The following is a 23,894-nucleotide window of genomic DNA, read 5'->3' as shown; positions in this document are numbered from 1 at the left end:
TGCTCGCAGCCGCAAATGCGGTGTTTTTGATGATACGCGGCCATCGTCAGTAAATTACCTGTTAACGCGCCATTTGTCATATATTCCTGCCCGGAGTTCGATGTCATAGTCCGAACGCCGCCGCAGCCATATTGCCATGCTTGCATGACGAGCCACACGACGGCTCATTATTTATTGGAATGCGGGCAAGCTTTGAGGCAAGGCGCATGTACTGGTGTTATGACTGGATTCGGCTTACGTAGCCGGTTTGGTCGAGCGAAGGCCTGCTAGCAAGGCCATCGAGCAGCGCCATATAGACACCGCGCCGGTATCAATACGGATATCACAGACCCGAAGTACCAATCTGCGTGCTCAACTGATGGGATAACAACAAGGATGCGTTTTACCACCCGATTTGTGGCGTTTGTCACGTCATTTGTAGGGCTGGCGATGGTAGTGATGCTGATTGGTGGCACACTGGGTTTTCGTCAGCTGGCCGAAGATCAGGTCTCTCACCGCTGGCTGACCGTGGTGACGGTGATCGATCAGGCGCTGCAAAAAGATGAGCCAAACAAGCTCGATGACTGGCTACCGCCGATTTTGGCGGCGGCAGAAGTACAGACGCTGACGATCCGCAATGCCGCGCGCGAGATTTATCACTATCAAGCACCAAAAAATGTCGAAATCAACGACAAAATGCTGGTGCATTATCAGTATCCGTTGCTGCTCAATCCAGGCGATCAGGTGCAGATTAGCGCCGTTGATCCGCTGCTGCGCTACACCTATTCCATCACCTCGATGTCTTCGATTTCACTGGCTTCTGGGCTGGTGATCATTGGTTTGATCTTTGGTCTCAACTGGTTGCGTGAACAGTTGCTGGGGGCCGAGATGCTCGAAGATCGCGCGCGATTGATCTTGAAAAAAGGCATTGAAGATATTCCGCAGCGTGACCCGCGCGAATGGCCGCAATCGGCCAGTGTGGTGCTAGATCGGCTAATGAGCGAGCTGCATGATGCGCGGCAAGAGCGTAGCCGTTTCGATACCTTTATTCGTTCGCATACCTTTTTGGATCAGCTGACGGGGGTGTCGAACCGGATGTTCTTTGATAATCAGCTGTCGGCCTTGCTGGATGAGCCGGAAAGCCATGGCTGCGTGATGGTGATCCGGTTGGCGGATATCGATGTACTGCGCCATGACATGGGCGACAAGGTCGCCGATGCACTGATTCAGGATCTGGTCTCGCAGTTGTCGACCTTTGTGCTGCGTGTACCAAATGGCCTATTGGCGCGTTATTTCGATGGTGATTTTGCCGCCTTGCTGCCGCAGCTGGGGATTAAGGAAGCCGGGCATCTGGCCGAACAAATCCTGAAGATGACTCAGCAATTACCGTTGCCTTCCGGCATTGATGCCAGCGCCTTTGTGTTTATCGGTTTGGTCAGCTTTAGACAAAATGACATTCTGGAAAATGTCATGGATGAAGCGGAGATGGCGGTGCGTTCGGCGTCACTACAAGGCAGCAATAGCTGGTTTGCTAGCAGCAAAGAGCGGCCAGACGATGCACCAGTGCGTGGTTCGGTCCGTTGGCGCACGCTGCTGGAAAATGCCCTGAATAAAAAAGAGCTGTATCCATTTACCCAAGCGATCTTAAGTCGCGATGGGGTGACGGAACAGGTTGAAATGTTTATTCGGATTAAAGACGAACAGGGCAACTGGTTACGCTCGGTTGAATTTATGCCGATGGTCAAGCAGTTAGGTTTAGCTGAGCGATTTGATCGCGAAATTATGTTGATGGCAATCCGTTTGCTAGAGAAAATACCGGGGCATGAGGGGATCGCGGTCAATTTAACCGTGGACGCATTACTGCGTAAATCTTTTCAGTATTGGTTACGGGATCTGCTGATGCAGCAGCCAAGAAATATCCGGCAGCGATTATTTTTGGAACTTGCAGAGGCAGATCTGTGTCAACACATCGACAGATTGCGTACACTGGCCCGTTTCCTCAAAGGAATGGATTGTAAATTGGTGGTTGTGCAGGCTGGGCTGACGGTAGTAAATACTTTTTATATCAAACTGCTGCAGATTGATATTATCAAGTTACACCCGAGTCTGGTGCATAATATTGATCAGCGTCCGGAAAACCAATTATTTGTACGTAGCCTGATTGGTGCGTGTGCAGGAACCACCGCGCGTTTGTATGCCGTTGGTGTACAATCCACGCAGGAATGGACAAAATTACGAAAATTAGGGGTCTATGCCGGTCAGGGCACATTGTTTGCGCCGGTAAAACCTGTCACTCAGCGTCGACAGTTATCCTTTCGTCGTCCCCGGGCCTGATTCGCGTGGTGTTGTCACCTTGAGTGCGAGCTGACACGCGCTGATGTCTTGTGTTGCAGAGAAATTTAAAAAATACGTGGTGAGAATAACGTCTTTATTCCCATCAGAATTGCGTTGCCAGCCTTATAGCGCCTTGAGCGGGGCGATAGGGGTTGGTAGAGTAGCCCGAGTTTTCCGGGCAGAGTTTTCAGGATTGGCCGTTAGTTATGTTTAAAAAGTTTCGTGGCATGTTTTCCAATGACTTGTCCATCGATTTGGGTACCGCAAACACCCTGATCTATGTGAAAGGACAAGGCATTGTTCTGAATGAACCTTCCGTGGTGGCGATCCGTCAGGATCGTTCCGGTTCATCCAAGAGTGTGGCAGCGGTCGGGCATGAAGCCAAACAGATGTTGGGCCGTACTCCGGGCAACATCGCGGCCATCCGTCCGATGAAAGATGGTGTGATTGCAGACTTCTTCGTGACAGAGAAGATGCTGCAGCACTTCATCAAACAAGTGCACAGCAACAGCATGATGCGCCCGAGCCCACGCGTTCTGGTGTGTGTGCCTGTGGGTGCGACGCAAGTTGAGCGTCGTGCCATCCGTGAGTCCGCACTGGGTGCTGGCGCTCGTGAAGTGTTCCTGATTGAAGAGCCAATGGCGGCGGCGATCGGTGCGGGTCTGCCGGTATCGGAAGCGACCGGTTCCATGGTGATCGATATCGGTGGTGGTACTACCGAAGTCGCGGTGATCTCCTTGAACGGCGTGGTGTACTCCTCGTCTGTGCGTATCGGTGGTGACCGTTTCGATGAAGCCATCATCAACTATGTGCGCCGTAACTACGGCTCGCTGATTGGTGAAGCGACGGCTGAGCGCATCAAGCACGAAATCGGCTCGGCCTATCCGGGCGACGAAGTGCGTGAAATCGAAGTGCGTGGCCGTAACTTGGCTGAAGGGGTACCGCGTAGCTTTACCCTGAACTCCAACGAAATTCTGGAAGCACTGCAAGAGCCGTTGACCGGTATCGTGTCGGCGGTGATGGTGGCACTGGAGCAGTGTCCGCCAGAGCTGGCTTCTGACATTTCTGAGCGTGGCATGGTGCTGACCGGTGGTGGTGCACTGCTGCGTAACTTGGAGCGCTTGCTGACCGAAGAAACCGGTATTCCGGTGGTGGTCGCCGAAGATCCGCTGACCTGTGTGGCTCGCGGTGGCGGTAAAGCGCTGGAAATGATCGATATGCACGGCGGCGATCTGTTCAGCGAAGATTGAGCCGAATGATCGGGTGACGGCGTTTGCGTCGTCACCCTCTGCATACCGAGGGTTAGAACAACATTATGAAGCCGATTTTTGGCCGTGGCCCATCCCTGCAATTGCGTCTGTTTCTGGCCGTGGTCACTTCTGTTAGCTTGCTGATCATGGACAGTCGGCTGATTACTTTCAACAGTGTACGATCGTCATTAGACACGCTGATAAGCCCGCTGCACTATCTCGCCAATTCCCCGCGTCAGTTGCTGGATTCCGCCTCCGAGCGTTTAGAAAGTCAGGATCGTTTAATTCTGGAAAACCGTGCTTTGCGTCAGGAGTTACTGACTAAAAACAGTGATTTGTTGATGCTCGAGCAGCTTAAACATGAAAATGACCGGTTACGCGAGTTGCTCGGTTCGCCGCTGCGTAGCGACGAGCGCAAGATGGTGGCGCAGGTACTGACCGCCGATACGGATCCTTATACTCATCAGGTGGTGATCGATAAGGGATCGGATCAGGGCGTGTACATTGGCCAGCCGGTGATCAGTGATAAAGGCGTGGTTGGACAGGTGATTTCGGTCGGCAAGGTGTCGAGCCGAGTGCTGCTGATCTCCGATGCGACCCATGCGATCCCGGTACAGGTACTGCGTAACGATATCCGCGTGATAGCCAGCGGTACTGGACGCCGCGATGAGTTGCAACTGGAGCATATTCCAAGCTCTACCGATATTCGCCCTGGTGACATGTTAGTGACCTCTGGGCTCGGTGGCCGTTTCCCTGAAGGGTATCCGGTCGGCATTATCAAATCGTTTGATGTTGATAGCCAGAATGCGTTTGCCGTGGTGTCGGTAACGCCGACCGCCCAATTGGAGCGTTTGCGTTATCTGCTGCTGCTGTGGCCGAACAAGAGTGAGACCACGCCGCCGCCAACCGCCGATGAAGTGCGCGAAGCGGCACGTGAGCGGATCCCGGATGCACTGCCGCCGCTGGAAACCACGCCGGATGCCGAAGGCGCCGTGCCCGCGAGTGCTACGCCTACGAGTACCGAGCCTGCCAGTGCCAAACCAGCAGGTGCTGCGGCTAGCGGTAATGGCGCGGTTAAGCCTTCGGCCTCGACTGCGCCGGCGGCGAAACCGGCTGCTAACAAGCCGAGCGCGACACGTACACCGGCCACGCCGCCTGCCGCCAAACCGGTTCAGGGAGCAAGACAGTGAGTTTTTATCGAGCCCGTGGACGAGTCATGATTGCTCTGTCCTTTTTGATTGCGTTGGTGCTGCAGATGATGCCGTGGCCGGTGGAGCTGGATGCATTGCGTCCCTCATGGCTGGCCTTGGTGCTGATTTACTGGGTGGTGGCGTTGCCGCATCGGGTGAATGTCGGTACCGCCTTTGTCATCGGGATCATCTGGGATCTGGCGCAGGGCGCCACGCTGGGGGTACATGCGCTGGCGCTGTCCCTGCTGGCATATGTGGTGGCATTCAATTTTCAGTTATTACGTAATTTGGCACTCTGGCAACAAGGGGTGGTGGTGCTGGTGTTATCGCTGGCCTGCAAACTGATCGTCTTTTGGGCTGAATTTTTGGTCTCAACGGTGCAGTTCCACCCCGACATGCTGTGGGGCAGTTTGATCAGCGGTCTGTTGTGGCCATGGCTGTTTTTGCTGCTGCGTAAAGTACGACGCCAGTTTGCCATCCGTTAAGGACGGGTATGATTTATTTAGCATCCACTTCCCCGCGTCGGCGTGAGCTGCTGGCCTTGCTGGACGCGGAGTTTGCCGTTTTACCGATCAATGTACCGGAAATTTACGATCCGTCAGAATCACCGCAGCAATATGTGTTACGGTTAGCGCAGGATAAGGCCCAGGCCGGGGTGAGTGTGGCACCGCAGGATCATCCGGTGGTGGCTGCTGATACCATTGTGGTATTAGACGGTCAGGTACTGGAAAAGCCGCGTGATGAAGCGCATGCCGCTACCATGTTGCAAGCACTGTCTGGGCGTACTCATCAGGTGTTTACCGCCGTGGCAGTAGCCGATCGCCAGCAGATGCATTGCGATTGCGTGGTCACGGATGTGACCTTCCGCCCGTTAACGGCGGCGGATATTGCTCACTATATTCAGTCTGGTGAACCGGCGGATAAAGCCGGTGCCTATGGCATTCAGGGTGCAGGTGGCCGTTTCGTGGCGCACCTGTCAGGCAGTTACCATGCTGTGATGGGCTTACCCTTAATGGAAACCGATCAGCTGCTGGCTCGTTTTACCCGAACCGCGTAAACGGCAGGGTGCGCCGGCAGAACAGAGAAGAGTTGAGGAATTACCATGACGGCTGAGCTATTAATCAACGTTACTCCGAGTGAAACCCGGATCGCGATGGTCGAGGGCGGGGTATTACAGGAAGTCCATATTGAGCGCGAGGCCAAACGCGGGATCGTCGGCAATATTTATAAGGGAAAAGTCAGCCGGGTATTGCCGGGGATGCAAGCCGCTTTTGTCGATATTGGTCTGGAAAAGGCCGCGTTCTTGCACGCTTCTGACATCGTTCCGCATACTGAGTGCGTAGCGGACACCGAGCAACAACAATTTCGCGTGCGCGATATTGCCGAGTTGGTGCGCCAAGGACAAGACATCATGGTGCAGGTGGTTAAAGATCCGCTTGGCACCAAAGGTGCGCGCCTGACCACGGATATCACGCTGCCTTCACGCTATCTGGTGTTTATGCCAGGGGCGAGCCATGTCGGCGTATCACAGCGGATCGAGAGCGAAGTTGAGCGCGAGCGTTTGAAAAGCATTGTCTCGCAGCAGTGCGACGAACTGGGCGGTTTTATTATTCGCACCGCCGCCGAAGGCGTAGGTGAAGCGGAGCTGGCGCAAGATGCGGCGTTTTTAAAGCGTCTGTGGAGTAAAGTGCTGCAGCGTAAAACCCGTCAGGGCAGCCGAACCACCTTGTACGGTGAGTTGGCGATTGGTCAGCGCATTTTGCGCGACTTTGTCGGTACTGAATTAGCGCGTATTCGTGTGGATTCGCGGCAGATGTTTGAAGTGCTGACCGAATTTACCCGCGAATATGTGCCAGAGCTGACGGACAAGTTCGAGCTGTATACCGGTCGCCAACCGATTTTCGACCTGTTTGATATCGAAAATGAGATCCAGCGGGTGCTGGATCGGAAAGTGGAGCTCAAATCGGGCGGTTATTTGATTATCGACCAGACCGAAGCGATGACCACCATTGATATCAACACGGGCGCCTTTGTTGGGCATCGCAATTTAGAAGAGACTATCTTCAACACCAACATCGAAGCGACCCAAGCTATCGCTCGTCAGCTGCGCCTGCGTAATTTAGGCGGCATCATCATTATCGATTTTATCGATATGCTGAGTGAAGAGCATCGTCGGCGCGTACTGCACTCGCTAGAGCAAGCGCTGGGCAAAGATCGGGTCAAAACCAACATCAACGGGTTTACCCAGTTGGGGCTGGTGGAAATGACACGTAAGCGCACCCGCGAGAGCTTAGAGCACGTGTTGTGTGGCGAATGCCCGACCTGCCAAGGGCGCGGTACGGTCAAGACCGTAGAAAGTGTCTGTTATGAGATCCTGCGCGAAATCGTGCGGGTGCATCATGCCTATGACGCCGATCAGTTTTTGGTGTATGCCTCGGCGGCAGTGGCGGATGCGCTACGCGGCGAGGAGTCGCATGCACTGGCCGAGCTGGAGCTGTTCATCGGAAAACAGGTTAAAATTCAAACTGAACCGCTCTATCAACAAGAGCAGTTTGATGTCGTCATGATGTGACGGAGCCGATTGTGGGGCAATCACCGCGCGTAGCCTGGGGGCTACGTATTTTCGCCGGAATTCTGGTGCTGATTGCCCTGCTAATCAGCGGATTACGTCTGGCGTTACCGCACCTGAATCAGTGGCGTGAGCCGCTGCTGACTCAGGTGCGCAGTTGGACCGGCGTACCGCTGGATATCGGTATGCTGCAAGGGCGCTGGCTGGCGGCCGCTCCACAGCTGACGCTGGAAAATGTCACCTTAAACCTGCCGAAATTGCAGGTTCAGGTTGCCCGTGTCGAAGGGCGGCTCAATCTCTGGCAATCCTTACTGCAGCGTCGCTGGCAGTTTTCCTCCCTGATTTTTTCTGGTGTCCGTTTGGACAGCCGCTATCCGTGGCGCGCCAGCGAGCCGGCCGGTAATGATAATGATCGGCAAGCGCTGCGGCGGCTGGATGAGCTGGTGTTCGACCAACTCAGTCAATTTGAGCTGCAAGATAGCCAATTTCGTTTCATCACGCCCTCCGGTGAACCTTTACAGCTGACCGTCAATCGACTGGGCTGGCATAACGGCCAACGTCGTCATCAGGCGCAAGGCAGTATTGCGCTGGCGGGCGGTGGGCAAAATTATGGCGCGCTGGATCTGCGTTTTGATCTTTATGATGGCGTGCATCGTTTAGAGCGTGGGCAGATTTATCTGCACGGTGAGCAGCTGGATCTGACGCCGTGGTTGACGCAGCGTGGCGCTCGTCTAAGCGGTTTGCAATCAGCGCAGCTGACTGTTAGCGCGTGGCTAACGATTGCCGATAACCGCATGCAACAAGGCCTGTTGCAGCTGGAAAATGGCCGCAGTCTTTGGGGTCAGGGGAGCGATACTCACAGCCTGAGCTTTCGCCGTTTGCAGGTACAGTTACAGCGCACCGATGACATTTTGACGGCGCGAGTGCCGCAGCTGGCACTGCAAACCGATCAACAGCCTTGGCCGCTTAGCGCATTGCAAGCGACCTATCAGCAAGATCAGCTGCAGATCCAAAGCACTGCCTTGGATTTGGCCTTGATCTCTCCATTGTTACCGGCGGCAGTACCGGAGATCCCAGCGTTGCGGGTGTTGCAACAAATGCAGCCGCACGGCGAGCTCAGCGCTCTCAACCTCACGTTACCGCTGACCAAGCTGGAAAACACCACGCTAAACGCCCGTTTTGCCCATGTGGGGATCCGCGGCGGTGAGCAGTGGCCCGCCCTGACCGATGTCACCGGTAATCTGCAAGGCTCGTTAGCGGAGGCACGCTTACAGGTGCGCGCTGGCCCACACAGTGTCTTGACCTATCCGCAGCAGTTTCCAGAGCCGATTACACTGGCTGGCAGTGAAGTAGACTTGCAGGCCACCTTTGGCGAGCAAGGCTGGCAGCTGAGCAGTGAGCGGGTGGATTTGCGTTCGCCGTATTTGCAGTTTAATGGCCGTTTTCGCTTAGATTGGCCGCGGGCACAAGCGCCATGGCTGGGCATTTTGGGCGGCATTAATTTGAATCAGGCGGCGCAGGCGTGGCGTTATTATCCTCGTGGTCTGATGGGCAATGCGCTGACCGATTACCTAACACCGACGTTGCAAGCCGGCCATGTGCAGGGCGCGACCTTGGTGTGGTCTGGCGATCCGCTGCAATTTCCTTATCAGGGCAATGATGGGGTGTTTCAGGTGGCGGTGCCGGTACGACAGGCCGTATTTCAGTTTGACCCTAACTGGTTGCCGCTGCGCGATTTGGATCTCGACTTGCTGTTTGAAGACGATCGCTTGTTGATGCACAGCACGCAAGCGCGTTTGGGCGCGGCGCGCGCAACCCGCATTGAGGCCTGCATTGATCCACTGCACGCCGACGCCAACTTGAAAATTGATGCCAGCGTACAAGGACGCGCGCCGGAGGTGCAATATTATCTGACGCACTCCCCACTGCGTGACTCGGTAGGCGCGGCGCTGCAAGAGATCCAACTGCAAGGGCCGGTGAAAGGGCAGTTGCAGCTGTCGATTCCGCTGTCTGGCGCACAGGCCGATGCCAAAGGCCGTGTGTGGTTAGACAATAACGCCCTGCGCTTGAAATCGTTGGATTTGGTATTGTCGGGGGTCAAAGGTGATTTTCGCTTTGATAACGGTAATCTGCGTAGTCAGCCATTACAGGCCCGTTTGTGGCAGCAACCGGTCACGCTTGATTTCACCACCCGTCAGCAACAGCAAAATTACACCATTGATGTCGGTCTGAAAGGCAATTGGCAGGTCAGCCAACTGCCGCAGGCGTGGAACACTCCGCTCTGGCAACAACTCAGTGGCCGCCTACCTTGGCAAGGCAAAGTCGCGGTGCAATTGCCGGCGAGCGGTGGGGCTCGTTATCAGGTGAATTTGGACGGCGGGCTCGGCGCCGTACGCAGCCGCTTACCGGCACCGCTGGATAATGCCGCTTGGCAGGGGCAACGTTGGCAGGCGATGGCCAAAGGCGATCTGAAACGCTTTACCGTACAGGCGAACTGGGGGGCGTTAGCGCGCTTCCAAGGCGCTTGGCAAGTGGGGGCACAGGCTAGCTTGCAGCGTGCATGGTTGGATGTGGGGCCAGTCAATTCGAAGGCGCGTCCGGCTGGCGCTATGGTGTTGACCGCCAACTTACCGAGCCTGAATCTGGATGCGTGGCAAGACATGCTGGTGCCGGCAGTGAGTAATTTAAGTCGCAGTACCCCAACGCCTGCGGGTTGGTTAGGTTATCTGCCCGACTATCTGCAGTTGGATACCGGTACGCTGCAGCTCGGTGGTCAGCGCTGGGATAACCTAGCGCTCAATGGCCGCCTGCAAGGTGACAGTTATCAGCTCAAGGCGTTAGGTCAGCAAATTCGCGGCACCGCGACGCTGCATCGTCAGGCGCCGTGGCGCATTGATCTGGCCTACCTCAATTGGCGCTTACCGGATTCCAGCGCTGTCTCTAGCCCGGCTTTAGGTAGCGCGGCGAGCCGCCCGATACCGGCGACGAGTAACCGCGCCGCCTCATCGTCAGCGGCGCAAACTACCGATTTTCGCCGTTGGCCAGCGCTGCGCCTGCGGTGTAATGATTGCCAGATTGATGGTCAGGCGTTCAAGCGGGTGCAGGCCGATTTGACGCCGTCGGCACAGGCGTTGACCCTCAGCAACGGCTTGATTGATACCGGCCTTGGCACCTTAACCTTTGATGGTGCATGGCGTGGCGGACGTGGGCAAGCGGTGCTCACGACCGTCGGTGGCCGGTTGCAAACTCCGAATCTGGCAGCATTGCTGACCCACTTTGGCGTAGCCACCTCACTGCGCGATACGCCAACCGATCTGACCTTTACTCTGCGCTGGCCGGGAGCACCCTGGCAGCTGGATTTATCCCAGCTCGGTGGCTCGTTGTCGCTAAAAGCGCGCAAAGGGATGATCTCCGAAGTCGGTGGCCGAACCGGACAGGTTCTGCGGTTAGTGAGTACTGACTCATTACTGCGTAAGCTGCGGCTGGACTTCAGTGATGCGTTTGAAGAAGGTTTCTTTTACGACAAGATAACCGGCACGGCATCGATTACCCGCGGTATACTGCGTACCGATAACCTGTTGATTGACGGCTTACTGGCCGATATTGCCCTGCGCGGGGATATGAATTTATACCGCCGCACCATTAACATGGATGCCGTGATAGCGCCTGAACTGGGCGCCGGTTTGTCGGTGGCCACGGCCTTTATGGTCAATCCGGTGGCGGGACTCGCGGTATTTGCCGCCTCGCAGGCCTTGTCACCGCTGTGGAGCAAGCTTTCCCTGCTGCGCTATCATATTGAAGGTAGCATGGATAATCCGCAGGTTCAGGAAACGCAGCGTATAGAAAAAGGAGATTTCTGATGGATGCTCGCAGACCGAATATCGCCCTTTTGCAGTTATGCAGCGGAGCTGATGTGCAGCTGAATTTGCTGCAAATTGAAGGGCAATTGCGCCAACTGGATGCCAGCGTGCAGCTGGTAGTGTTGCCGGAAAATGCGTTGTTATTTGCCGATGCGGTGGCCTACCGCGGCTGGGCGGAGCGCGAAGGTGAAGGTCGGTTACAAGAAACGCTGGCCACGTTGGCACGCCGTTATGGCAAGTGGTTACTGGTCGGCTCGATGCCGCTGTATCACCGTACCGATGACCAGCGTTTGACCAGCAGCTGTCTGCTGTTTGACGCCAGCGGCCAGATCCGCGCGCGTTACGATAAAATCCACCTGTTTGATGTGGAAGTGGCGGACTCGCAAGGACACTATTGCGAGTCACAAACTTATTGCGGTGGACAGCAAGTGGTGGTGGTGGACTCACCGGTTGGCCGCTTGGGGTTATCCATCTGTTATGATTTACGTTTCCCCGGCTTGTATCAGCAGCTACGCCAGCAGGGCGCTGAAATCTTGGTGGTGCCCGCAGCCTTTACTACGGTAACCGGCGAAGCGCACTGGGAAGTGCTGCTGCGCGCACGGGCAATCGAAAACCAATGCTGGGTGGTGGCTGCGGCGCAAGTGGGTGGGCACTCACCTAAGCGCCACACCTGGGGACACAGCATGGTGGTGGACCCCTGGGGCAGCATAGTGGCAGAGCAGCCCGATCGGATCGCCCCGTTACAAGCTTGCGTGGATGTATCTGCGCTTCCTATACTGCGCAATCAAATGCCGGTCTTACAGCATAACCGGTTTGATGCACAATTTTTGAAGTGATGGGCTGCTATGGCGCATCACAGGATTAGATAAAGAGTACCCCCGATGAGTCTGAACGCTGTCAGTGAGCAGTTACTATCCCCGACCGGTCTTGATATTTCTGATCTCGAGACAACGTTGAGTCTGCTGGCCGAGCGCCATGTGGATTACGCCGACCTCTATTTTCAGTCCAGTTACCACGAAGCGTGGGTGCTGGAAGATCGCATTATTAAAGACGCCTCGTACAACATCGATAAAGGGGTGGGTGTGCGCGCGGTCAGCGGTGAAAAGACCGGTTTTGCGTATGCCGATCAGATCACCCGTCATAGCTTGCAGCAAAGTGCGCTGGCCGCACGTGGCATTGCCGCCGCGGGACAATCGGGTGTGTGTCGCCCGTTGATGGCGCAAAACGCCAGCGGGATTTATCTGCCAGTTGATCCGCTCGGCAGCTTGTCGCGGGAAGATAAAATTGCCCTGCTGCATCAGGTAGATAAAGCGGCGCGTGCCGCTGATGCGCGCGTGACTGAAGTGACCGCCAGCTTAACCGGCGTTTACGAAGAAGTGCTGGTGGCCGCCACCGATGGCACGCTGGCGGCGGATATCCGCCCGCTGGTGCGTTTGTCAGTCAGTGTGCTGGTGGAAGAGGATGGCTTGCGGGAACGTGGCTCTGCCGGTGGTGGTGCGCGTACCGGCTATGCCTATTTCCAAGCCGAAGAAAATGGCGAAATTCGAGCCGAAGCCTTTGCCCGTGAAGCGGTGCGCCAGGCGTTGGTGAACCTGCACGCCACGCCAGCGCCTGCCGGTACCATGCCGGTGGTGTTAGGGGCTGGTTGGCCGGGCGTGTTGTTGCACGAAGCGGTTGGCCATGGTCTGGAAGGTGATTTTAACCGTAAGGAAGCATCGGTGTTCTCCGGTCGTATCGGTGAGCAGGTGACCTCGCCGCTGTGTACCATTGTCGATGACGGCACATTGGCTCATCGCCGCGGTTCATTGAATATCGATGATGAAGGGGTACCGGGTCAGTACAACGTGCTGATTGAAAACGGTATTCTGAAAGGCTACATGCAAGATAAGCTCAACGCGCGCCTGATGGGCGTGGCGCCGACCGGTAATGGTCGCCGTGAGTCGTATGCGCACCTACCGATGCCGCGTATGACCAATACCTACATGCTGGCCGGTCAACACACGCCGCAAGAGATTATCAGCAGTGTGGAATATGGCCTGTACGCGCCTAACTTTGGTGGCGGTCAGGTGGATATCACCTCCGGTAAGTTCGTATTCTCCGCCTCTGAAGCCTATCTGATTGAAAACGGTCAGATTACTCGTCCGGTCAAAGGCGCGACCTTGGTCGGCTCCGGCATCGAAGCGATGCAGCAGGTGTCGATGGTGGGTAACGATCTGGCGCTGGATAAGGGCGTCGGGGTATGCGGTAAAGAAGGGCAAAGCGTGCCAGTGGGTGTTGGTCAGCCAACTTTGAAGCTGGATGCGATGACCGTGGGCGGTACCGCCTAAGTTAAGCGTGCGCGTTAGGTACGTGGTAGCGGTGTCTGCCTAGAGACCGCTACCGGGTTACTGTCCTTGTAACCTGCGGTAGACGTTTTTATCGCTAGCAACAGAGCGCTTATTCGCCAGATTCCTCGCTCTCGCGCTGCTCGGCCAGCTCTTTCAGATACTGGAAGATTTCGCGATATGCTTTTGGCGGCTTGTTGTCGGCTTTTTCTTTCAGGGCACTGCGCACCAGATTACGCAAATGCTGACGGTCAGCTTGCGGATAATCGTGCAATACCATCGCCAGCGCATCGTCGCCTTTTTCCAGCAGTTGATCGCGAATACGCTCAAACTTGTGGAACAGGGCAATTTGCTGATTATGCTTGTTTTTCATCTTGTCGAGTGCAGTGACAATCGGCGTCACATCCCGTGAGCGCAGCATTTTACCGATGAACTGTACCTGACGGCGCAAGCCTTCCTTGCTGATTTTTTGTGCCAGCTCGATTTCAGCGCGCAGCTCATCATCCAGCGGTACGCGGTTCAGTGCCTGACGACCCAGAGCAATCAGCTCTTGTCCCAAGGCTTTGAGGGCTTCAGCATCGCGTTTGATTTCGCTCTTACTGACCCAGATGATCTCTTCTTCTTCCTCATCCTGCCAGTGCAGGTCATCATTACGTTTTCTCATTGCGAGTACTCACGGCATGTCAATTTAATTGCTGATTCTATCAGGTTAGTGCGATGGCTGCGAAATTGCTGCCTATTCCTGATATGCTTGCATGAGAAGAATGTTCAATTTAAGCATGGCAGACAGAATTTATGGATGCAGTGACTCAGGTAACCAAACAGCGTCAAGAGCTGGAAAATGCGGTGGCACGTGCGCTGGAGCTGGCCGCAACCGCAAGCGATGCCGCGGAAGTGGCGATCACCAAGACCACCGGGATCAGTGTCAGTACCCGTTTGGGTGACGTTGAGAACGTTGAATTTAACAGTGATGGTGCCTTGGGGATCACGGTCTACCGGGGTCAGTGCAAAGGCAGCGCATCAACGACCGATCTGAGCGAAAGCGCGATCCGCCAGACGGTGGAAGCGGCGCTGGAAATTGCTCGTCATACCTCACCGGATCCGTATGCCGGGCCCGCCGATAAAGAGCTGATGGCCTTTGAGATCCCGGATCTTGATTTGTTCCATCCGATGCAAATAGATCCCGATCTGGCGGCGCGTTATGCCATTGACGCGGAAAATACCGCGCTGGCGGCCGATGCGCGGATTACCAACAGTGATGGCGCGGCGTTTAACAGCCATTATGGCGTTAAAGTGTACGGTAACAGCCACGGTTTGCTGCACAGTTATCCGTCTAGCCGACATTCACTGTCATGCAGCATGATTGGTGAGCACAATGGCGAGATGGAGCGTGATTACAGCTATACCATCGCCCGTGATGCGGCCGATTTGATGAGCCCACAGTGGGTTGGCGAAGAGTGTGCGCGCCGTACCTTAAGCCGCTTAGGGGCGCGTAAAATTGCCACCACCCAAGCGCCGGTGCTGTTTAGCGCGGAAGTGGCCACCGGTTTGATTGGCCATCTGGTCGGCGCGATCAGCGGTGGCAATCTGTATCGTAAGTCATCGTTCTTATTAGATAAATTAGGCCATCAAATCCTGCCGGAGTGGTTCAACATTGTGGAACGTCCACATCTGCTCAAAGGGCTGGCGTCGACGCCGTTTGATAGCGAAGGGGTACGGACGCGCGATCTGCAGATCATTGAGCAGGGCGTGTTGCAGACTTATTTGCTGACCAGCTATGCCGCGCGCAAGCTAGGTATGCAAACCACCGGTCATGCCGGCGGGATCCACAATTGGCAAGTGCAACACACCGGCCAAGATTTCAATCAGCTGCTGCGCCAGATGGACAGGGGTCTGTTGGTGACTGAGTTGATGGGCCAAGGCGTGAATGCGGTTACGGGCGACTACTCCCGCGGCGCGGCCGGTTTTTGGGTGGAAAATGGCGAGATCCAGTATCCGGTCTCTGAGATCACTATCGCCGGTAATCTCAAAGAGATGTTCACGAATATGGTGGCGGTTGGCAGTGATCTTGAGCTGCGCTCCAGCATCCAGACCGGTTCGATTTTGCTCGATACCATGAAGATTGCCGGTAGCTGATGCTGGCGACATTATCCTGTTAGTGTCTTCTAGTACCTATCGTCCGTGGCGCGTTTGTGGCGGACGATAGGCGATAGGCGATAGGTGATTAGGGATAGTGGTTATTGCTTTGCTTTAGCTTCCCAGTGTTTTCCTTCCTTTTCCCTTTTTCTCTTTTCTTTCTTTCCTGTCCTTTATCTAGGCAGTGCTTTTGCCGTGATGTTTTTCACATTCTGCGTTTCGCGCTCGTGTTGTGCGTTTTTTCAGCGCAAGAGAGTCTTGAGAGCAGGAAAAAGCATTTCCCCCACTTTGTGTGAGCCGATATACTCGTTTGTGTACAAAGTGTGTTTTTTTTGTAGAGCAAAAGGAGTGTGCAATGGCGAAACTATTAACCCTGATGGTCAGCGTGTGTCTGGCGGCAACCTTAGCGAGTGCTCCGCTGCGGGCGGAAGAAAAAATAGCTGATGTCGAGCAGGCAATGAAGATCATCGCGCGTAACTACCGAGCGATTAGCAAAAGTGATGATCCGGCGCTGCTGACGCGCGATCTGCAGGCGATCCGCTCTGCCGCGCAGCAAGCGCAGGGAATGATCCCAAACAAACCTAAAGGGATGACCGAACACAGTGAGGCACACAAAACGTACCTGACAGGCTTGAGCAAACTCGAAGATCAAACCGACCAAGCGCTCGCGTTATTGGCTGACGGTAAGGTGCCTGAGGCGAAAAAAGTGATCGGCGAGATGAAAACCGTGCGCGATCATTACCACAAAGAATTGAAAGTGAAAGATTAACCGATGGCCGAGGCAAATAAACACCGCTTGCCAGCAGATCGTTGGGATGCGGTGGTGATTGCGACTCATTGGCTGGTGGCCGGCGGTTTTGTGTGTAACCGCCTGCTCAATGAGGCTGGCGGTGTGTGGCATGAACGTATCGGCCTGACGGTGGCGGGGTTAGTGTTATTGCGCTTGCTGTGGGGGCTAACGTTAGCGCGCGGGCCAGCTCGCTTAAGTCAGTTTTTACCGAGCTGGACGCGGGTACGTCATCATGTAGCGCAGATCCGCTCCGGCGAGTTGCCTAATCAGTTGGAGCATAATCCGTTAGGCGCACTGGCGATTTGGCTGTTTTGGTTAGGGCTACTGGCCGTGGCGGTCACTGGTTGGGGCCAAGATCAGAGCTGGGGCGATGCCTGGCCGTTAGCGGATATCCACGCGTGGTTGGTGGACGGGCTAACGGTGCTGGTGGTGGTACATGTGTTGGCGGTGATCTTGATGTCACACCGCATGGGGCAGAATCTGTTACGACGAATGTTGCCGCTACCTTAAGCATTTACCGCATTTCGTTTGGGTATATAACCTTAGAGAGTGCTTATAACGGTAGTCTGTGGTGATCCATGCAGTCGCTAAAAGAAAATACCCAAACAAAAAACAGCGGCTTTTGGCCGCTGTTTTTTTATTGAATGCGTGGGTGAACGCCAGATGTGAGCAATCGCGCATGCTCGCCGTATTATGCGGGTTACGCTGGGTTTTGGGCGTCTTTCGGGCGCTTTTCTAGTGTTCGGTGGCGCGATTGCACATTCTTGCCACGGGAGCGGAAATAGTCCGCCAGCTGTTCGGCAATGTACACCGAGCGGTGCTTACCGCCGGTACAACCAATGGCCACGGTCAGGTAACTACGGTTATTGGTTTCCAGCATCGGCAACCACTGTTCCAGATAGCTGCGCGTCTGGTAGATAAAGTTATGCACTTCGGTATGACGGGCTAAAAACGCCGCTACGGGCTTATCCAAACCGGTCATCGGACGCAGTTTTGGATCCCAGTGCGGGTTAGGCAAGAAGCGCACATCAAACACATAGTCCGCATCAATCGGAATACCGTGCTTAAAGCCAAACGACTCAAACACCATGGTCAGTTCGCGTTCGCGTTTACCGAGCAGGCGCGAGCGCAGCATTTCGGCCAGCTCATGCACCGACATCTCGCTGGTATCAATCACCAAGTCAGCGCGTGAGCGCAGTGGCTCTAGCAGCTCATTTTCGGTATCGATGGCGCTTTCCAGTGACAAACTCTGGCTAGAGAGCGGGTGCAGACGACGTGTGTCGCTGTAGCGGCGGATCAGGGTATTGCGATCCGCATCTAAAAACAGAAGCTGCGGGACAAAGCCTTCCGGCAGATCGTTCAGCGCTTTATCCAACTCCGCCGGGGAGTTGGGCAGGTTACGCACGTCGATACTGACCGCCGCCGAGGTTTGCCGATCCATTAAGGAGCGGGCCAGTTCGGGCAGCAGCGTCACAGGAAGGTTATCGACACAGTAAAAACCCATATCTTCAATGGCCCGTAGGGCGACGGATTTTCCTGAACCTGAACGTCCGCTGACGATCATTAACACCATGATCGCGACTCCATTATTCCTCAGTCAATATCTGATACAGCTCTTCATCAGAAAGTGCTGTTCTTAAACGCCGGCAAACACTCTTGTCGGCGAGGCGTTTGGCCACGGCGGACAAGGTTTGCAGGTGTTGCTGGCACTGATCTTCGGGTACCAGCAGGGCAAACAGCAGATCGACCGGTTGATTGTCTACCGCGTCAAAGGGGATCGGCTGTTCGGTACGGATAAACACCGCCACCGTAGTGGTGCCTGGCTCCATTTTCCCGTGTGGAATAGCAATCCCATTGCCGATACCGGTACTGCCCATTTTTTCGCGGGCCAGCATGGCTTCAAACAGGGTTTGCGGAGCGACAGTGAGCCGACTGGCGGCCAGCTCACTGATGATTTCCAGAGCACGTTTTTTGCTGGAGCAATGGACCGCACTACGGGTACAGTCCAGAGACAGCACTGAGCTAAGTTGCATAATTACTGCTTGTTTAATTTGTCTTTATGTTTAGTGAGCTGACGCGCAAGCTTGTCAATCAGCAGGTCAATGGCCGCGTACATAGTTTCATGCTCGGCGGATGCATGCAGCTCACCGGCATTCACGTGGAGTGTCGCTTCGGCAATCTGAACGGTTTTTTCCACTGTCAGTACGACATGAACATTGTTGATATGTTCAAAAAAACGTTCCAGTTTACTGAATTTGTTGGTGACGTAGTCACGTAACGCTTCTGTAATTTCTACATTATGACCTGACAGATTAATTTGCATAAGCGTCTTCCTCATCCTGTTGTCTTTAAACCAAGCGTTTACGCTGATTCGACGGGGGTATCGCGAGTGATTCACGGTATTTGGCGATGGTTCGTCGCGCCACCATGATCCCCTGGTCTGCGAGCATTGAGGCGATTTTGCTATCGCTCAGCGGCTTCGCAGGATTTTCCGCCGCGACCATTTTCTTGACTAATGCTCGAATGGCCGTGGATGAACATTCGCCACCATCTTCCGTGCTAACGTGGCTTGAAAAGAAATACTTAAGCTCAAAAATGCCGCGTGGGCTATGTAAATATTTTTGGGTTGTGACGCGTGATATGGTTGATTCGTGCATTTCCACCGTTTGGGCGACATCGGCCAGCACCATCGGCTTCATCGATTCTTCACCATACTCAAAGAAGTCTTGCTGATGATCGACAATACAGCGAGCCACTTTGAGTAAAGTATCATTACGGCTTTCCAGACTTTTGATCAACCACTTTGCATCTTGCAAGTTACTGCGGATAAATTGCACGTCACTGCTGTTGCTTATTTGGCGTGACAAGGCCGCGTAGTGCTGGTTGATAGACAGGCGCGGCGTGGCATCGCCATTGAGCTCCACCACCCATTCACCGGCAATTTTGCGCACTGCCACATCGGGGATCACGTATTCGGTCTCGCTTTGCGAGATGCTGTGTCCTGGACGTGGATTGAGGGTCTGGATCAAGGCGATCGCCGCTTTCAGCTCGTCCTCTTTCAGGCGCGTTTCCCGCGTCAGGCTGCGAAAATCACGATTAGCCAGCAGATCGATATGTTCGCTGATAATCAGTCGCGCTTGCGGCAATGACGGTGTATCGGCGGCGAGCTGGTTTAACTGGATCAGCAGGCATTCGCGTAAATCGCGCGCCGCGGAGCCTATCGGGTCAAAGTGTTGGACGCGGGTCAGTACCGCTTGCACTTCGTCCAGTTCAATCTGCTCATTGCCAAGGCTTGCTAAGATGTCGTCTAAAGAGACGGTGAGGTAACCGGCATCGTCTACCGCATCGATGATGGCGATGGCGATGGCATGGTCGGTTTCACTTAAGCGCGACAATTCAGCCTGCCACAGCAGGTAATCTTGCAGGGTTTCGTTGGTTTCCCCTTGATACTGTGGGGTATCGCTGTCAGAGGTACTACCGGAGCCACCAGTAAGGTTATTTCCTGCGGTATAGAGATCGTCCCAGGTCGTGTCCACCGGCAATTCCTGTGGCAGCTCCTGTTGTTCCAGTGCATCGCGGCTGTCTAGCAACGGCTCGGCGTCGGTGGCATCTTGATGCTCGGCGCTGGCAGATTGGCTCGGCGTTTCCGCCGTGTGGGCCAGCGCTTGAGCATCCAGTGGCATCTCTTCCAGATCGTCGGCCAGCTCTAGCAGAGGGTTGCTTTCCAGCGCCTGTTGGATCTCTTGCTGCAGCTCAAGCGTTGACAGTTGCAACAGACGGATCGCCTGTTGCAGTTGCGGTGTCATCGCTAATTGCTGACTCAGCTTGAGTTGTAAACTTGGCTTCATGCAACCTCGGTATCCGTACTTCCCGGCTAAGCCGGGAGCTCATCGCTTTTCAGTATGATATTACGTTATAAACGGAACTGGTCACCCAGATATACCCGTTTAACATGTTCATTTTCCAGAATCTCTGCCGGAGTCCCATGTGCGATCATATGTCCTTGACTTACGATGTAGGCATGCTCGCACACATCCAGCGTTTCCCGCACATTGTGGTCGGTGATCAGAACGCCCAGCCCGCTATCACGCAGGTGTTTAATGATGTTCTTGATGTCGATAACCGAAATCGGGTCTACGCCGGCAAAAGGTTCATCCAGCAGGATAAATTTAGGGTTGGCAGCTAAGGCGCGGGCAATTTCTACTCGGCGACGTTCACCGCCGGACAGTGCTTGCCCTAAGCTGTCACGGATGTGCTGGATATGGAACTCATCCAGCAGCTCTTCGGCGCGCGCTTCACGGCCTTGCTGATCCAGATCGCTACGGGTTTCCAGTACCGCCATCAGGTTGTTGTACACCGTCAGGCGACGGAAGATAGACGCTTCCTGAGGCAGATAGCCAATGCCACGGCGAGCACGAGCATGCATCGGCAGTAAGCTGATATCATCGCCATCAATGCTGATACTACCGTTATCACGGGCCACCAGACCGACCACCATGTAAAAGGTGGTGGTTTTACCGGCACCGTTGGGGCCGAGCAAACCGACAATTTCACCGGATTTGACGGTCAAACTGACGTCGACCACCACTTTGCGGCCTTTATAGCTTTTGGCCAGATTTTCTGCGCTCAGGACTGCCATTTAGTTGCTACTTTTCTTGTTGGAGTTATTCAATTGTGACGGCTGCAATACGGTGACCACGCGCTGGCCTTTGTTGCTGAAGGCATCCATCTGTTGCTTTTGGATCAAGTAGGTAATGCGATCGGCTTTTACGCTGCTATCTAATTGTTTGAGCTCAGCATTTCCGATCAGTTCCACAAAGTCTTTACCCAAGTCGTAACGAATCTTATCGGCATGGCCTTCAACGGGCTTGCCGTTGTCTTGCATCTGATAAAAGGTGGCCGGTTTACCGAAGCCTTCGATGATCTCTTTGCCTTTCTCATCTTTCGGGCGGATCACCACCACTTTATCGGCTTTCACATCAATCGTACCTTGGGTCAGCACCACGTTGCCGGTGAACACCACGGTATTGGTCGCCAGATCCAGAGATTGCTGCTCTGAGTTGATGTTAATCGGCTGATCGGTATCCCCTTTGACCGCCAAGGCCGGCCGACTCAGCGCCAGCAGCACACACACTGCCAGTAAGTTACGGTTTTTTAATTTCATAGTAGGATTTTACCTGTTCCTGCAGCTCGGCCGTGCGGTTACGTAGGTTCCCGCGCATTTTCAGTCCGACTGAGGTGAAGTTGGCACCGTAAACGGTCACCTTGGTATCGGACGTAATATCCTGAGTGGTCAGATTAATCGTGGCCTGCGTGGTTTCCAGTTTTTCCAACTGGGAGTCCGGCGTCAGGCTGTTAACTTCGACATCGCCTTTCAGGTATAGCATTTTATCTTTGGTCAGCACGGCATCTTTGGCCTGTACCATCCAGATGGGTATTCCTTCTGCGGAATACAAGGTCATCAGCGGTTGGCTGAAATCGGTGTTCCCGTTTTCAGCATAATATTTAACCTTGGTGGAGACCAATTTATAGTGCAATTTCCCGGTCGGGTCGTAAACCACGGTCAGCATGTTATTGCCCCAGAACGACGGATCGCCTTGCACTGGGGCGGGCACTGTCGGCTCATTACCACCATTGGTGGCCAGCCAGCCGAGCAATACCAACGCTATCGCGCCGAGGAACAGACTCCAGCGGATATTCATATGGAGTGCCCTTGCGCCTGTTCCAGCTTGCCCTGTGCCAGCAAGATCAGATCGCACAGTTCACGTACCGCACCATGACCGCCACGCAAGTGGGTGGTGTAGTGAGCCCGCGGCAGTAGCATTGGGTGTGCATCGGCCACACAGACCGATAATCCCACTTGTTGCATTACCGGCCAGTCAATCAGGTCATCGCCGATATAGGCCACTTGTTCTGGACGCAGTTGCAACTTGGCCAGCAGCGCATTGAAGGCGACGATTTTATCTAGCTGTCCTTGGTACAGGTGGTTGATCCCCAAGGTTTTGGCGCGATCGGCCACCAGTTGTGAGGAGCGACCGGTGATGATGCCGACTTCGATATCGGAAGTCAGCAGGCAACGGATCCCGTAGCCATCACGCACGTGGAAGGCTTTGAGCTCTTCGCCCTGGTTGCCCATGTAAATCAGCCCGTCAGACAGTACACCGTCAACATCACAGATTAGCAGTTTAATCTGTGCCGCGCGCTCAACGACGCGGCGCTCAACGGCACCGTAACAGGTTTCTATCAGCATTATACCACTCCGGCCTTTAACAAATCGTGCATGTGGATCACCCCGACCAGGGTGTCATTGTGTGTGACCAACAGACAAGAGACGCTGCGCTGTTGCATCAGATTCAGGGCTTCGACCGCCAATGCGTCTGGCGAAATACGCAGTCCGCCCGGGGTCATGACATGTTGAATGATGATATTGTGCAGGTCATGGTGCAAATCGAACACTCGGCGCAGGTCACCGTCGGTGAAAATGCCCTGAATATGCATCATGTCGTCGCAGATTACTACCATACCCAGTTTTTTGCGCGAAATTTCCAGCACGGTATCGCGCAGACTGGCGTCTGGAGCAACATGCGGTAATTCATCGCCGGTGTGCATGATGTCTTGCACTTTGAGCAGCAGCTTACGCCCTAAAGCGCCGCCTGGGTGAGACAGGGCAAAATCATCCGCGGTAAAACCGCGCGCTTTGAGTAAGGCGACAGCCAGAGCATCACCCATCACCAAGGTTGCGGTGGTGCTGGAGGTTGGCGCTAAGCCGAGCGGGCAAGCTTCTTGCGGAACATGGATACACAGGTGTACATCGGCATTTTGCGCCATGCTGCTGTCTGGCTTGCCGGTCATGCAGATCATGCGGTTGCCAAGGCGTTTGATGACGGGGATCAAAGCCAGAATTTCATGGGCTTCACCGGAGTTGGAAATCGCCAGCACGACATCGTCTTTACTCAGCATTCCCAGATCGCCATGGCTGGCTTCGCCTGGGTGGACAAAAAAAGCCGGCGTACCGGTACTGGCCAAGGTGGCGGCAATTTTACGGCCGATATGGCCGGATTTGCCCATTCCCATCACCACCACTTTGCCGCTGGCGGCATAGATCAGTTGGCACGCACGGGCAAAGTCATCATTAATATACTGCTCGAGCTGGGCAATACTGTCCCGTTCGGTGGCGACCACATGGCGTCCCCAGTGCTGAAAATCAAACGCGTTTGGCATAATTATTCTCATCGTTCCGTGTGATGCTGAACTGCGGTAGTAAGCCGAGCCAGCGCAGGCTGGCGGGCAGCGAAATTAAACCCTGCACCAACGAGGCGGCGGCCGACCGCATTAACTGAAAACCGCGCGCACAATCTATGGTTTAATATCGGTATCTGATTTTATGGTGCTAATTTTGACTGTCGCGGCGACAAAAGTAAAACGGCAAACCAAGCTCGGTTATTGAGATATGTATGGTTAA

The 23,894-nt window shown here is 54.6% G+C and carries 22 protein-coding genes; 12 read left to right on the top strand and 10 right to left on the bottom strand.

The features are described from left to right. Window positions 1–375 precede the first annotated feature (375 nt). The 9 genes from csrD (at window position 376) to tldD (ending at window position 13,509) form a co-directional block, all read left to right on the top strand. Complete coding sequence (gene csrD / locus L975_RS11215) at window positions 376–2,313, top strand: RNase E specificity factor CsrD (RefSeq protein ID WP_047708703.1); 1,938 nt, start codon at window positions 376–378, stop codon at window positions 2,311–2,313. Window positions 2,314–2,519: 206 nt separating this feature from the next. After that, a complete protein-coding gene (gene mreB / locus L975_RS11210; RefSeq protein WP_010862674.1) occupies window positions 2,520–3,563 on the top strand; it encodes a rod shape-determining protein MreB in 1,044 nt (347 codons plus the stop codon). A gap of 65 nt (window positions 3,564–3,628) precedes the next feature. Next, window positions 3,629–4,753: a rod shape-determining protein MreC gene (mreC, locus tag L975_RS11205; protein WP_047708701.1), complete on the top strand. Its 1,125-nt coding sequence runs from the start codon at window positions 3,629–3,631 to the stop codon at window positions 4,751–4,753. Continuing rightward, entirely contained in the window at window positions 4,750–5,238 is a 489-nt protein-coding gene (gene mreD / locus L975_RS11200; protein WP_010862672.1) for a rod shape-determining protein MreD, read from the top strand. Before mreC ends, mreD begins: the two co-directional genes overlap by 4 nt. Before the next feature lie 8 nt (window positions 5,239–5,246). Further along, on the top strand, window positions 5,247–5,810 hold the full coding sequence (locus L975_RS11195; RefSeq protein ID WP_047708700.1) for a nucleoside triphosphate pyrophosphatase: 564 nt from the start codon (window positions 5,247–5,249) through the stop codon (window positions 5,808–5,810). A gap of 45 nt (window positions 5,811–5,855) precedes the next feature. After that, on the top strand, window positions 5,856–7,325 hold the full coding sequence (rng, locus tag L975_RS11190) for a ribonuclease G (RefSeq protein ID WP_010862670.1): 1,470 nt from the start codon (window positions 5,856–5,858) through the stop codon (window positions 7,323–7,325). A gap of 11 nt (window positions 7,326–7,336) precedes the next feature. Further along, the gene (locus L975_RS11185) at window positions 7,337–11,182 is read left to right on the top strand and encodes a YhdP family protein (RefSeq protein WP_047708698.1); all 3,846 of its coding nucleotides are present in this window, start codon (window positions 7,337–7,339) and stop codon (window positions 11,180–11,182) included. Further along, on the top strand, window positions 11,182–12,018 hold the full coding sequence (locus L975_RS11180; RefSeq protein ID WP_047708697.1) for a carbon-nitrogen hydrolase family protein: 837 nt from the start codon (window positions 11,182–11,184) through the stop codon (window positions 12,016–12,018). Before L975_RS11185 ends, L975_RS11180 begins: the two co-directional genes overlap by 1 nt. Before the next feature lie 45 nt (window positions 12,019–12,063). Then, window positions 12,064–13,509, top strand: a complete 1,446-nt coding sequence (tldD, locus tag L975_RS11175; protein WP_047708695.1) for a metalloprotease TldD — start codon at window positions 12,064–12,066, stop codon at window positions 13,507–13,509. Between the two features lie 109 nt (window positions 13,510–13,618). Here the strand turns inward: tldD and yjgA are convergent, their stop codons facing one another. Next, the gene (gene yjgA, locus L975_RS11170; protein ID WP_010862666.1) at window positions 13,619–14,170 is read right to left on the bottom strand and encodes a ribosome biogenesis factor YjgA; all 552 of its coding nucleotides are present in this window, start codon (window positions 14,168–14,170) and stop codon (window positions 13,619–13,621) included. 131 nt (window positions 14,171–14,301) lie between these two features. On the opposite strand from yjgA, the gene pmbA reads away from it, so the two are divergent. The 3 genes from pmbA to L975_RS11155 all read left to right on the top strand — a co-directional run bounded on the left by pmbA (window position 14,302) and on the right by L975_RS11155 (window position 16,942). After that, complete coding sequence (pmbA, locus tag L975_RS11165) at window positions 14,302–15,642, top strand: metalloprotease PmbA (RefSeq protein WP_039046482.1); 1,341 nt, start codon at window positions 14,302–14,304, stop codon at window positions 15,640–15,642. A 355-nt stretch (window positions 15,643–15,997) separates the two neighbouring features. Beyond that, entirely contained in the window at window positions 15,998–16,411 is a 414-nt protein-coding gene (locus L975_RS11160; RefSeq protein ID WP_010862664.1) for a cytochrome b562, read from the top strand. Window positions 16,412–16,414: 3 nt separating this feature from the next. Beyond that, a complete protein-coding gene (locus tag L975_RS11155; RefSeq protein ID WP_052181424.1) occupies window positions 16,415–16,942 on the top strand; it encodes a cytochrome b/b6 domain-containing protein in 528 nt (175 codons plus the stop codon). A 190-nt stretch (window positions 16,943–17,132) separates the two neighbouring features. Here L975_RS11155 and rapZ read toward each other — a convergent pair whose 3' ends face one another. The 9 genes from rapZ to kdsD all read right to left on the bottom strand — a co-directional run bounded on the left by rapZ (window position 17,133) and on the right by kdsD (window position 23,665). After that, window positions 17,133–18,005: an RNase adapter RapZ gene (gene rapZ / locus L975_RS11150; protein WP_010862662.1), complete on the bottom strand. Its 873-nt coding sequence runs from the start codon at window positions 18,003–18,005 to the stop codon at window positions 17,133–17,135. 13 nt (window positions 18,006–18,018) lie between these two features. Next, window positions 18,019–18,465, bottom strand: a complete 447-nt coding sequence (gene ptsN, locus L975_RS11145) for a PTS IIA-like nitrogen regulatory protein PtsN (protein ID WP_010862661.1) — start codon at window positions 18,463–18,465, stop codon at window positions 18,019–18,021. Window positions 18,466–18,467: 2 nt separating this feature from the next. Then, window positions 18,468–18,755 carry a ribosome hibernation promoting factor gene (hpf, locus tag L975_RS11140; RefSeq protein WP_039046483.1) on the bottom strand — a complete coding sequence of 96 codons (288 nt, stop codon included), beginning with the start codon at window positions 18,753–18,755 and terminating at the stop codon, window positions 18,468–18,470. 25 nt (window positions 18,756–18,780) lie between these two features. Further along, on the bottom strand, window positions 18,781–20,280 hold the full coding sequence (gene rpoN / locus L975_RS11135) for an RNA polymerase factor sigma-54 (RefSeq protein WP_047708694.1): 1,500 nt from the start codon (window positions 20,278–20,280) through the stop codon (window positions 18,781–18,783). Window positions 20,281–20,345: 65 nt separating this feature from the next. Continuing rightward, a complete protein-coding gene (lptB, locus tag L975_RS11130) occupies window positions 20,346–21,071 on the bottom strand; it encodes an LPS export ABC transporter ATP-binding protein (RefSeq protein WP_010862658.1) in 726 nt (241 codons plus the stop codon). Further along, a complete protein-coding gene (lptA, locus tag L975_RS11125; protein WP_010862657.1) occupies window positions 21,072–21,596 on the bottom strand; it encodes a lipopolysaccharide ABC transporter substrate-binding protein LptA in 525 nt (174 codons plus the stop codon). After that, window positions 21,577–22,134 carry an LPS export ABC transporter periplasmic protein LptC gene (lptC, locus tag L975_RS11120; protein ID WP_047708692.1) on the bottom strand — a complete coding sequence of 186 codons (558 nt, stop codon included), beginning with the start codon at window positions 22,132–22,134 and terminating at the stop codon, window positions 21,577–21,579. Before lptC ends, lptA begins: the two co-directional genes overlap by 20 nt. Next, entirely contained in the window at window positions 22,131–22,682 is a 552-nt protein-coding gene (gene kdsC / locus L975_RS11115) for a 3-deoxy-manno-octulosonate-8-phosphatase KdsC (protein ID WP_010862655.1), read from the bottom strand. Before kdsC ends, lptC begins: the two co-directional genes overlap by 4 nt. Next, complete coding sequence (gene kdsD, locus L975_RS11110) at window positions 22,682–23,665, bottom strand: arabinose-5-phosphate isomerase KdsD (RefSeq protein WP_106911418.1); 984 nt, start codon at window positions 23,663–23,665, stop codon at window positions 22,682–22,684. The genes kdsC and kdsD overlap by 1 nt, the downstream gene beginning before the upstream one ends. Between the last annotated feature and the right edge of the window lie 229 nt (window positions 23,666–23,894).

It is taken from the genome of Plesiomonas sp. ZOR0011 (assembly GCF_000800945.1).
Classification (GTDB): Bacteria; Pseudomonadota; Gammaproteobacteria; order Enterobacterales; family CAMTGL01; genus Plesiomonas; species Plesiomonas shigelloides.
This window is presented reverse-complemented; position numbering and strand designations above follow the sequence as displayed.

Bases quoted from the DNA above. Each gene is read 5' to 3' on its own strand.
- csrD (WP_047708703.1), top strand. From the start codon at position 376: ATGCGTTTTACCACCCGATTTGTGGCGTTTGTCACGTCATTTGTAGGG.
- mreB (WP_010862674.1), top strand. From the start codon at position 2,520: ATGTTTAAAAAGTTTCGTGGCATGTTTTCCAATGACTTGTCCATCGAT.
- mreC (WP_047708701.1), top strand. From the start codon at position 3,629: ATGAAGCCGATTTTTGGCCGTGGCCCATCCCTGCAATTGCGTCTGTTT.
- L975_RS11195 (WP_047708700.1), top strand. From the start codon at position 5,247: ATGATTTATTTAGCATCCACTTCCCCGCGTCGGCGTGAGCTGCTGGCC.
- rng (WP_010862670.1), top strand. From the start codon at position 5,856: ATGACGGCTGAGCTATTAATCAACGTTACTCCGAGTGAAACCCGGATC.
- L975_RS11180 (WP_047708697.1), top strand. From the start codon at position 11,182: ATGGATGCTCGCAGACCGAATATCGCCCTTTTGCAGTTATGCAGCGGA.
- tldD (WP_047708695.1), top strand. From the start codon at position 12,064: ATGAGTCTGAACGCTGTCAGTGAGCAGTTACTATCCCCGACCGGTCTT.
- yjgA (WP_010862666.1), bottom strand. From the start codon at position 14,170: ATGAGAAAACGTAATGATGACCTGCACTGGCAGGATGAGGAAGAAGAA.
- pmbA (WP_039046482.1), top strand. From the start codon at position 14,302: ATGGATGCAGTGACTCAGGTAACCAAACAGCGTCAAGAGCTGGAAAAT.
- L975_RS11160 (WP_010862664.1), top strand. From the start codon at position 15,998: ATGGCGAAACTATTAACCCTGATGGTCAGCGTGTGTCTGGCGGCAACC.
- L975_RS11155 (WP_052181424.1), top strand. From the start codon at position 16,415: ATGGCCGAGGCAAATAAACACCGCTTGCCAGCAGATCGTTGGGATGCG.
- rapZ (WP_010862662.1), bottom strand. From the start codon at position 18,005: ATGGTGTTAATGATCGTCAGCGGACGTTCAGGTTCAGGAAAATCCGTC.
- ptsN (WP_010862661.1), bottom strand. From the start codon at position 18,465: ATGCAACTTAGCTCAGTGCTGTCTCTGGACTGTACCCGTAGTGCGGTC.
- hpf (WP_039046483.1), bottom strand. From the start codon at position 18,755: ATGCAAATTAATCTGTCAGGTCATAATGTAGAAATTACAGAAGCGTTA.
- rpoN (WP_047708694.1), bottom strand. From the start codon at position 20,280: ATGAAGCCAAGTTTACAACTCAAGCTGAGTCAGCAATTAGCGATGACA.
- lptB (WP_010862658.1), bottom strand. From the start codon at position 21,071: ATGGCAGTCCTGAGCGCAGAAAATCTGGCCAAAAGCTATAAAGGCCGC.
- lptA (WP_010862657.1), bottom strand. From the start codon at position 21,596: ATGAAATTAAAAAACCGTAACTTACTGGCAGTGTGTGTGCTGCTGGCG.
- lptC (WP_047708692.1), bottom strand. From the start codon at position 22,134: ATGAATATCCGCTGGAGTCTGTTCCTCGGCGCGATAGCGTTGGTATTG.
- kdsC (WP_010862655.1), bottom strand. From the start codon at position 22,682: ATGCTGATAGAAACCTGTTACGGTGCCGTTGAGCGCCGCGTCGTTGAG.
- kdsD (WP_106911418.1), bottom strand. From the start codon at position 23,665: ATGAGAATAATTATGCCAAACGCGTTTGATTTTCAGCACTGGGGACGC.